This is a genomic window from Brevibacillus sp. YAE8, from assembly GCF_057543335.1.
Genome location: NZ_BAAIYG010000123.1, coordinates 1 through 573 on the forward strand (window position 1 = coordinate 1; position 573 = coordinate 573).

Here is a 573-nt window from a genome sequence, read left to right on the forward strand (position 1 = left end):
TACGATTAAAAACCATAAAAAAAGCTCTATTAAAGAGCTTCTTTCCGTACATAGGATTTTCCTTCATTTCAACAAACGGCTCATTTCCTCAGGAGAAAGCGGCTTATCAAATAGATAGCCTTGACCGATATGACAGCCTTGTTCCGTCACAAACTGCAGCTGTTCTTCGTTTTCGATTCCTTCTGCGGTTAGGGCAAAATTAAGTTTTTTCCCCATTTGAATAATCGTTTCCACCAGCACTTTTCCAACTTCATCTAAGTCATCAATAAATGATTTATCAATTTTTAACGTATTGATTGGCAAGTGTTTAAGATAGCTGAGAGAAGAGTAGCACGTTCCGAAATCATCCATCGCCACTTTTATCCCTAGACTCCGCAGGCGGTTTAGCACTTTTTTCGATTCTTGACTGTTTTGAATAACGCTTTCGGTGATTTCAAGTTCTAGAAAGTGCGGATCAAGGCCCGTTTTCTTCAAAATTTGTTCCATGTCCGTTACAAATCGTGAGGACTTCAGCTGAATAGGTGACACGTTCACCCCTATTTTACTCGCTTTTAAATTTATCTCCGTCCATGC

The 573-nt window shown here is 39.4% G+C and carries 1 protein-coding gene; it reads right to left on the reverse strand.

Going from position 1 to position 573, the window contains the following annotated elements; genetic code table 11:
• Window positions 1-63: 63 nt before the first annotated feature.
• The coding region (locus AC27IT_RS27935; protein ID WP_487092282.1) for an EAL domain-containing protein at window positions 64-573 on the reverse strand (510 nt) is incomplete at its 5' end.